The organism is Nocardioides sp. P5_C9_2 (genome assembly GCF_054049555.1).
The window spans coordinates 1-9,320 of sequence record NZ_JBFUMD010000106.1; the positions used below are offsets into that span (position 1 = coordinate 1).

Consider the following 9,320-nt stretch of genomic DNA (forward strand, 5'->3'; position numbering starts at 1 on the left):
GCCCGTGGCGAGCCGGGCCGGGCCGCGGACGCGGGTGACCGGGCACCTGCTGGCCGCGCGGCGTCGGGCGTCGGCCTGCGCCTGAGACTGGCGGCGGGCGACACCGCGAACGCGTCCGGGCCTGTCGTGCGCCGCCAGTCAGCCCGTGGCGGGCAGGTCCCGGCCGCGGACGCGGGTGACCGGGCACCTGCTGGCCGCGCGGCGTCGGCCTGCGCCTGAGACTGGCGGCGGGCGACACCGCGAACGCGTCCGGCCGTGTCGTGCGCCGCCAGTCAGCCCGAGGCGGGCAGGTCGAGGCGGGCAGCCCGAGGCGGGCAGGTCGAGCAGTCATGGCCGCTGGGCCGCCGGTCGGGTGAACGGGGCGGGCCGGCCGGGTGAACGGGGCGGGCCGGGCGAGACCGGACGAAGCAGGACGCCGGGGCGTACGACGCCCGAGGACGCGCCGGGGTCAGGTCAGGGGGTGACGCCGTGCTCGAGGAGCGCGGTGAAGGGATCGACCGGGTCGCCGCCGCCGGGGCGGACCTCGAGGTGCAGGTGCGGGCCGGTGGAGTTGCCGGTGGTGCCCACGGTGCCGATGACCTCGCCGCCGCGGACGGTGTCACYGACGTTGACCAGGACCGTCGTCTGGTGGCAGAACCACAGGTCGGTGCCGTCCTCGAGCGTGAGGACGGTCTTGTTGCCATAGGAGCCGTCGTAGCCGGTCTCGGTCACGACGCCGTTGGCGACCGCGTGGATCGGGCTGCCCGAGGGTGCAGAGAAGTCGAGGCCCGTGTGGACGCTGGACCACAGGTAGCTGGACGCGCCGAACGTCGCCGTCAGGTGGTAGCCGTCCAGCGGGAGGACCCACTGGTTCTCCTTGATCTTCGCCGACTGCTTCTCGGCGGCCTGCGCGAACTGCTGGAGGGCGGCGTGCTGCTCCTCGGCCTGCGCCTCGGCGGCCTCGATGAGCTCCTGGTTGGCTGCGTCGGCCTGCGCGTCACGGCGCGAGTCACGGGAGACGACGGCGTCGCGACCGTTGATGCGCGCGGCCGGGGCGATGCCCACCGTGCCCGCGGCGGCCAGCGAGCTGGAGCCGGACGTGACCTGGCCGGCGAGGTCGGCGTCGGCCGCGGTGAGGGCTCCGCCGGCCGAGACGGCCAGGGCGGTGACGCCGAGGAGGATCGGCGCCGAGGGGAGCGCCCGGAGGAGGGGGTTGCGGCGGGCGGGGGTGGTGGCCCTGCGTCGTCCGGCCACGGGCTGGTCGATGACGGGTGCTGCCGAGGTGCTGCGGCGTGCGCCGCGCTGCGCTCGGTGGTTGCCCATGAATCGTCCTCAATCTGCCGGTGCCGGGGGGAGTGGGAGTCGGTCGCACTCGGGCGAACCGACCCCAGACTGTAACGGAAGGGTCACGACCCTCGAAATCTCCGTCGGCCTCGATTGTGGACGAGGCTCCGGGGTGGTCGCAGCCGTTCACGATAGATGGCCCGTCCGGACCCCTCCGGTGTGGGGTGGGTCACGTCCGGGTCGACGTCGAGGGGGAGGGTCAGCCGCGCACCGCGGCGTACCGGTCCAGGGCGTCCGTGCGCTCCTCGGCGTGGTCGACGATGCGCAGCGGGTAGTCCTTCTCGTAGCCCACCTCGGACCTCCACGGCTCGTGCGCGAGCGCGCCGGGCAGGTGGTCGAGCTCGGGGATCCACCGACGCACGTAGTCGCCGTCGGGATCGAACTTGGTGCCCTGGGTGATCGGGTTGAAGACGCGGAAGTACGGCGACGCGTCGGTGCCCGTGCCCGCGACCCACTGCCAGCCGTGGTTGTTGGAGGCGACGTCCCCGTCGACGAGGTGGTCGAGGAAGTGGCGCGCGCCGACGGGCCACCACACGTGCAGGTCCTTGGTGAGGAAGCTGGCGGTGATCATCCGCACCCGGTTGTGCATCCAGCCCTCGTGCAGCAGCTGCCGCATCCCCGCGTCGACGATCGGGAAGCCGGTGGTGCCGGTCCGCCAGGCCTCGATCGCGTCCTGCGGCTCGTCGTACCGCATGCCCGACAGGGCCGGCTTGAGGTCGGCCCACGACGACGTCGGGTGGTGCCACAGCACGTCGGCGTAGAACTCGCGCCACGCGATCTCGGTCTCGAAGGTCTGCGCCCCGCGACCTCGCAGGTCCGCGATGTCGGCGAGCAGGGACCGCGGGTGGACGACGCCGAGGTGGAGGTAGGGGGAGAGGCGGGAGGTGCCGTCCACCCCCGGCCGGTCGCGGGCCGTGTCGTAGTCGTCGAGCAGCTCGTCGCGGAAGTGCCGCCACCTGCGCCACGCGGCGTCCTCGCCCGGCGTCGGCATCCCCTCCGGGCCGGTGCCGGCCGCCTCGTCGAGGAGCGTCTGGGCCCGGTCGTCGGAGTCGAGGGCGACCAGGTCGGGGTCGCGCGGCGTGGGGGCCGGCTCGACCCAGCCATGGGCGCGCCAGGCCCTCGCGAAGGGCGTGAACACCTGGTAGGGCCCGCCCGAGCCGTTGAGGACCCGCCCCGGCCCCACGGCGTACGGCGATCCGGTGGCCCGCAGGGTCAGGTCGCCCAGGGCCTCGTCCACCGCCTCGTCGCGTCGCCGTCCGTACGGCGTGGTCTCGGCCGAGACGTGCACGGTGTCGGCCCCGACCTCGCGGGCGACCTTCGGGACGACATCGACCGGGTCGCCGTACCGGACCACCAGGCGGCCGCCGAGGCGCTCGTCGAGGGCGCGCAGGGTGCCGGCCAGCCAGGCCCGGCGCGGGTCCCCGGCCCGCGCCCACAGTCGCGGATCGACCACGAACAGTGCCGTCGTGGCGCCGTCGTCGAGCGCTGCTCGCAGGGCGGGCTGGTCGCGGACCCGCAGGTCGCGTCGGAACCACATCACCGAAGACATGCCGCCCAACGTATCCGCGGCGTGAGCAGGGCCACTGCGCCCGACCTCGATGTGACCCGCCCGACAGGTCTAGGGTGCCGAGAGGAATTCCCGGCACCGACCCATACCGGCCGGCACGGATACGCAGACGAGAAGGAACGGGTACGTCGTGGACTTGATGGAGTACCAGGCGAAGGAGCTCTTCGCCAAGCACGGAGTGGCAGGCGCCCTCGGCAAGACCGTCGAGACCCCCGAGGACGCTCGCGCGGCCGCGGAGGAGATCGGTGGCGTCGTCGTCGTCAAGGCGCAGGTGAAGGCCGGAGGTCGCGGCAAGGCCGGCGGCGTCAAGGTCGCCAAGTCGCCGGAGGAGGCCGAGGAGGCCGCCCGCGCGATCCTCGCCCTCGAGATCAAGGGCCTCCCGGTCAACCGGGTGCTCGTGGTCCCCGGCGCGTCGATCGAGGAGGAGTACTACTTCTCCTTCCTGCTGGACCGCTCCAACCGCTCGTACCTCTGCATCGCCAGCGTCGAGGGCGGTGTGGAGATCGAGGAGGTCGCCAAGACCAACCCCGATGCCGTCAAGCAGATCGCCATCGACCCGGGCACCGGCGTCGACGAGGCCAAGGCCCGCGAGATCGCCACCGAGGCCGCGTTCCCCGAGCCCGTCTTCGAGCAGGCCGTCACGATGATCCAGCAGCTGTGGAACGTCTTCGTCGAGGAGGACGCCACGCTGGTCGAGGTCAACCCCCTCGCCCGCCTGACCGGTGACAAGCTCGAGGCCCTCGACGGCAAGGTCTCGCTCGACGAGAACGCCGAGTTCCGCCACGAGGACCACCAGGCGTTCGAGATCCGCGAGGAGGCCGACCCGCTCGAGGCGAAGGCCAAGGACAAGGGCCTCAACTACGTCAAGCTCGACGGCGAGGTCGGCATCATCGGCAACGGCGCGGGCCTGGTCATGTCCACCCTCGACGTGGTCGCGTACGCCGGCGAGGCGCACGGTGGGGTCAAGCCCGCCAACTTCCTCGACATCGGTGGCGGCGCCAACGCGCAGGTGATGGCCGACGGCCTCGACGTGATCATCCACGACGCCCAGGTCAAGAGCGTGTTCGTCAACGTCTTCGGCGGGATCACCTCCTGCGACGAGGTCGCCAACGGCATCAAGGGTGCACTGGAGATCCTCGGTGACGAGGCGACCAAGCCGCTCGTCGTCCGGCTCGACGGCAACAACGTCGAGGAGGGCCGCCGCATCCTCGACGAGCTGGACCACCCGCTGGTCACCCAGGTCGACACCATGGACGGCGCGGCCGACAAGGCCGCCGAGCTGGCGAACGCCTGAGGACGGAGAGACACATGAGCATCTACCTGAACAAGGACAGCAAGATCATCGTCCAGGGCATGACCGGTGGCATGGGCTCCAAGCACACCACCCTCATGGTCGAGGCCGGCTCCACCATCGTCGGTGGCGTCAACGCCCGCAAGGCCGGCACGTCGGTCGAGCTGGGGGGCCAGGACCTGCCGGTCTTCGGCAACGTCAAGGAGGCGATGGCCGAGACCGGTGCCGACGTCAGCGTCGTCTTCGTGCCGCCGGCCTTCACCAAGGACGCCTGCATCGAGGCCATCGACGCCGGCATCGGCCTGCTCGTGGTCATCACCGAGGGTGTGCCGGTCCAGGACACCGCCGAGGTGTGGTCCTACCTGGAGGGCAAGTCCACCCGGATGATCGGTCCCAACTGCCCGGGCATCATCACGCCCGGGGAGTCGCTGGCCGGCATCACGCCGCACACCATCGCGGGCAAGGGCCCGGTCGGTCTCGTGTCCAAGTCGGGCACGCTGACCTACCAGATGATGTTCGAGCTCAAGGACCACGGCTTCTCCACCGCCATCGGCATCGGCGGGGACCCGATCGTGGGCACCACCCACATCGACGCGCTCGAGGCGTTCGAGAACGACCCCGACACCAAGGCGATCGTGATGATCGGTGAGATCGGCGGCGACGCCGAGGAGCGGGCCGCGGCCTACATCAAGGACCACGTCACCAAGCCGGTCGTCGGCTACGTCGCGGGCTTCACCGCCCCCGAGGGCAAGACCATGGGCCACGCCGGCGCGATCGTGTCCGGCTCGTCCGGCACCGCGCAGGCCAAGAAGGAGGCCCTCGAGGCCGCCGGGGTCAAGGTCGGCAAGACGCCGTCCGAGACCGCCGCGCTCATGCGGGAGATCCTGCAGGCGCTCTGAGCCGATCCAGAGCGAGCGGCCCGCCGGTGATCCGGCGGGCCGTTCGTCGTCCCCGGGTCGGTACGCCGCTCAGCAGCCGTCGGCGGTGAAGACGCACATCGCCGGGGCGATCTCGCGGGTCAGGACGGTCCGCTCCCGCAGCGTCGGCCCGATCGGGTCGAGCAGCCCCTCGCCGTACACGTGGGTGAGGAGCAGTGCACTGCCCACCCGGGTGAGCTGGAAGACCGACGCCCCGGGCCCGTCGTCCCAGGTCAGGCTGAAGGTCACCGAGTCGTGGCCGGTGTCGGCCTCGTGCAGTGTCCACACCTGGTGGGCGGGGGCATCGGTGCAGGCCTCGACCACGCCCCTGACCTGCGGTGGCACCGTGGTGGCGACGTCTGCGTCGGCCAGCACCACCAGGTCGCGCGCGTCCACGTGCTCGGGGCCGTGGGCGTCGGTCGCGAGCCGGGCCTCGACTGCCCCGGCCGGCCACACGATCGAGCCGCACACCTCGACCTCGCCCACGCCGTCGGCCCCGGGTGAGGGGGAGGTGACGTCGTGGTCCCCGTCGTCCCGGGGCAGGTCGAGGTCCAGGGGGAAGTCGGCCGGGATCGTCGCCGTCGGAACGGGCTGCCCGCCCCGCATCGCCGCCAGCACCGGGGCCAGGGCCTCGACGCCCTGGGTGATGCCCTCGTCCAGGATCGGGCCCGGGCTCCACTCGCCGTACGCCGACGTGACGAGCAGGGTGGCGCCCACCGGCACCACCTCGATGATCTCGGCGCCCACGCCGACGCGGCCACCGGTGCGGTAGGTGTGCACCACGGTGGCGGCCGCCGGCGCGGCCGTGGACCTGCGGACCTCGGTGAGCACCTCGCTGCCCGGGCCGGACTCCTCGACCGGGCAGGCGCGCGCGGCGTCGAGGACCTGGGCGGCCAGCACGGCGGCCTGCCGGGCGTCGGCGAGGACCATCAGGTCGCGGGTCGCGGAGTACTCCGGGCCGCTGGAGGTGGCGGTGACCCGGTCGACCACCGCCAGCCCCCGCAGCGGGCGCACGCCGCAGAAGTCCAGCATCCGCATCCCGACGCCGTCGGCGCCGGCGGCGATCGGCTCACCGGAGTCGTTCGACGGCATCCCCTCGGTGATGGAGAAGTCGTCGGGCGGCCTCGCCGGAGGCTCCGACCCGCTCTCCGATCCTGCCGTCCCCGATCCTGTTGTGGAGCCACAGCCCGCGACGAGGACGACCAGCAGGAGCGTGGCGGAGCGGCTGGCGAACCCGGGCATGCGGACCCCCTCGTCGGCGGACATGACGAGGGGTAGACGCGAGCGGGAGCGCCGAAGTTGCCCTCAGTCGGCGCTGGGCAGGTCGCTGAGCCGGTCGAGCGCACGGTCGGCGACGGCGGTGAAGTCGGCGCGCGTCATGGCCATCCCGTCGTCGGGGGTGAAGCCGAGCTGGGAGACGGCCTTGCCGTCACGCATGATCGCCATCAGGAACTCCACGGATCGGGAGTCGGAGATCTCGATCTCGAGGTCCCAGACGGTGATCTCCTCGTCGCCGCGCGAGCGCTGGACGAGGGCGTCGACGCTGGTGCCGAGGTTGGCCTGCCCGCAGCGGCGGATCCGGTCCCGGACCTCCTCGACGAACTGGTCGGCCTTCTTCTCCGCCATCGTCGCCACCGTCTGGGTGAGGCCGAAGGTGTCGACGTTGCGGTTGGCCGGGAAGAGGAACGTGCGGGTGAGGTTGTGCCGGAGCCCCTTGGCGTCGAAGCGGGTGTTGTCGCAGCGGGTGGCCGCGAAGTTGGTCCGGGCCTTCTCGGGGTCGGTGCCGACCCAGGGCCCGACGGCGCGGGTGACCGGCGGGAGGTCGACGGCGGCGAGCATCCCGGCGGGACGACCGACCGGGTACGGCGAGACGCCGACGGTCCGCGGCGGCCCGGCGCACAGCCCGGTGCCGGGGCTGCCGCACAGGGCGTTCACCGACGCGGCGAGACCGGTGGCGGCCGTGCGGGCGTCCGGGGCCGTGCCGCGGGACTCCACGACGGTCGTGACCAGCGCCTGGCCGGAGCGGGCCAGGGCGACGCTGATGCCCCCGGGCTGCTGGGCCCAGTCGCGCAGCGAGAGCACCACGGCGTCGTCGCCGACGCGGGCGACCCGGTGGGTCGCCAGCAGCTGGGTGCGCGGGTCCTGGCACTCGGCGTACCAGCGCAGCGCGGTGTTCCAGGCGGCGGTCGCCGCTCGGGTGTCGGTCGAGAGCTCCACGAACTCCGTGACGGTGGACTGCACCTGCTCGACGCGGCGCTCCTGGGTGCGCGTCCGGCCCTGGCGCTTGACCCGGGTGGTGCGCACGACCCGCTCGGAGCCGTCGAAGGTGCGCACCAGCGCGCCCACCCCCATCGGGTCGGCGAACCGCTCGCGCTGGCACGGCACCACGAGCCCGTCGCCCCCCAGGTTGGTCGAGGTGGACCGCTCGGCCCAACTGAGCCGGCGGCCGTAGCGCGCGAGCTGGTCGTCACCGAGCAGCGTGGACTCGTCGAGGGCCGGTGCGGCGGGCTCCTCGACGGCGCTGGTGGACACGCCCGCCGTGGTGGGCTCGCGCTCCAGGGTGCTCGGCTCGGCCCCGCCGGAGGCGACCACCGTGCCGGACACCAGCAACGCGGCGACGGCCACGGCGGCCCCGACCACGGTGTGGGTGCGGCGACGAGCGGTGCCCTGACGGCGGACGATCGTGGCGCGGGGCCAGCGCTCGCCGTCCAGCGGGCCGCGGAGCTCCTCGAGGAGGTGGCGCACGTGGGTGCTGGGCACGCCGCGGGCCACCGAGAACTGCGACGTGCCGCTCTGCAGCGCCCGCTCGGCCTCGCGGCGCGGGACACCGAGGGTGCGCGCGATCTCGTCCAGGGGCAGCGGGGACAGGCTGGTGAGGACCAGCGCCTTGCGCTCCAGGGTGCTCAGCCGGGACAGCGCCTCGAGGGTCGCCCGGACGCCGTCGTCGAGCCCCTTCTCGCGGTGCCACGGACGGGCGGTGTGCCGACGCTGTGCGCGACCGTGGGCCAGCGGCCGGACCCAGCCCTCCTGGTCCTCGAGGCGGCTCACCGTGCGCCAGTGCTGCCAGGCGACGGCGAAGGCGTCGCGGACCGCCGTGCGCGCAGCCGGCACGTCACCGGTCAGCGCGTACGTCTCGAGCAGGAGACGGTCGCGCGAGCCGGCGTAGAAGGCGTCGAACGCATCAGGGCTCCTCATGGCCGCTCCACGGTACGGGAGGGGAGGGCACCCATGCACACCCGGCGCACACCCGGCGCGGACCCGGCGTGGACCCGGCGTGGCCTCCGCGGACGTCGCGGGGGCTCGGGTGATGATGGTGGGGCCATGACCTCCCTGCTCCCACCTCGCGCCTCGAGCCCTGGCGCCCCCGCCCGTACGACGCCGCGTCCCGGCGGTGCGCGGCACGAGCGGCCCCTGGCCCTGGTGGCCTCGCTCGGGGGTGTGGCGGCCGCACTCGCGCCGCTGCTGGTGCTGGCCGCGATCGGGATCGTCGGCTGGTTCACCGCCGACGCCGGCGCCCACGGCACGCCCAGCGCCGGGATGCGGATCGGCGCGATGGCCTGGCTGATGGGCCACGGGTCCGGGGTGACCGTCCAGGGCGCGCCCGTGAGCGTCGTGCCCCTCGGCGTCACCGCGATGTCCGCCTGGGCGGTGTGGCGCCTCGGCCACCGCGTCGGGGACGCCGTGTCCGGTCACGGGCCGGACGCGGACCGGATCTCCGACGGGGAACGCGACTTCACCGTCCCCGCCGCCGCCGGCCTCTTCTTCGTCGGGTACGCCGTCGTGGCCGTGGTGGTCTGCTCGGTCGCGGCCTCGGTCGACGCCGCCCCCTCCACCCCGCGGGTCGTGTGGTGGAGCCTGCTGCTGTCGGTCCTGGTGGCGGCTCCGGCGATCGCCATCGGGTCGGGCCGGGCCGCGATCTGGGCCGCCCTCGCGCCGGCGGTCGTGCGCGACGGCGTCGGGGCCGCCCTGGCGGTGCTCGGCTGGTTCCTGGCGGCCTCCGCCCTCGCCTTCGTCGCCGCGCTGCTCCTCGGGGCCGGCGAGGCGGCGACGATGATGTCGCAGCTGCACCTGTCGGCCGGAGACGCGATCGTCTACTCCCTCGTCAACGTCGGCCTGGCTCCCAACGCGGCGCTGTTCTCCGGCTCGTTCCTCCTCGGCCCCGGCTTCGCGGTGGGCGGCGGGACGCTGGTCTCGCCGGGCCTGGTCGTGCTCGGCCCACTGC

8 protein-coding genes are annotated in these 9,320 nt (G+C 73.5%); 4 read left to right on the plus strand and 4 right to left on the minus strand.

The window, feature by feature from the left end:
• Positions 1 to 219 (plus strand): hypothetical protein (locus ACXJKL_RS07590; protein ID WP_457206452.1); only part of this gene is annotated, 219 nt, incomplete at its 5' end.
• A 234-nt stretch (positions 220 to 453) separates the two neighbouring features.
• Here ACXJKL_RS07590 and ACXJKL_RS07595 read toward each other — a convergent pair.
• Together ACXJKL_RS07595 and ACXJKL_RS07600 are read right to left on the minus strand one after the other, a co-directional pair.
• Positions 454 to 1,302: a M23 family metallopeptidase gene (locus ACXJKL_RS07595; protein WP_457206453.1), complete on the minus strand. Its 849-nt coding sequence runs from the start codon at positions 1,300 to 1,302 to the stop codon at positions 454 to 456.
• A gap of 220 nt (positions 1,303 to 1,522) precedes the next feature.
• A complete protein-coding gene (locus tag ACXJKL_RS07600; protein ID WP_457206454.1) occupies positions 1,523 to 2,872 on the minus strand; it encodes a cryptochrome/photolyase family protein in 1,350 nt (449 codons plus the stop codon).
• Between the two features lie 148 nt (positions 2,873 to 3,020).
• Between ACXJKL_RS07600 and sucC the strand changes: the two genes are divergently transcribed.
• Both sucC and sucD read left to right on the plus strand, forming a co-directional pair.
• On the plus strand, positions 3,021 to 4,184 hold the full coding sequence (sucC, locus tag ACXJKL_RS07605) for an ADP-forming succinate--CoA ligase subunit beta (protein WP_457206455.1): 1,164 nt from the start codon (positions 3,021 to 3,023) through the stop codon (positions 4,182 to 4,184).
• 14 nt (positions 4,185 to 4,198) lie between these two features.
• On the plus strand, positions 4,199 to 5,080 hold the full coding sequence (sucD, locus tag ACXJKL_RS07610) for a succinate--CoA ligase subunit alpha (RefSeq protein WP_457206456.1): 882 nt from the start codon (positions 4,199 to 4,201) through the stop codon (positions 5,078 to 5,080).
• Positions 5,081 to 5,149: 69 nt separating this feature from the next.
• Here the strand turns inward: sucD and ACXJKL_RS07615 are convergent, their stop codons facing one another.
• Positions 5,150 to 6,340 carry a hypothetical protein gene (locus ACXJKL_RS07615; protein WP_457206457.1) on the minus strand — a complete coding sequence of 397 codons (1,191 nt, stop codon included), beginning with the start codon at positions 6,338 to 6,340 and terminating at the stop codon, positions 5,150 to 5,152.
• Between the two features lie 63 nt (positions 6,341 to 6,403).
• A complete protein-coding gene (locus tag ACXJKL_RS07620; protein ID WP_457206458.1) occupies positions 6,404 to 8,293 on the minus strand; it encodes a hypothetical protein in 1,890 nt (629 codons plus the stop codon).
• A gap of 126 nt (positions 8,294 to 8,419) precedes the next feature.
• Between ACXJKL_RS07620 and ACXJKL_RS07625 the strand changes: the two genes are divergently transcribed.
• On the plus strand, positions 8,420 to 9,320 hold a 901-nt coding region (locus ACXJKL_RS07625), incomplete at its 3' end, for a cell division protein PerM (RefSeq protein ID WP_457206459.1).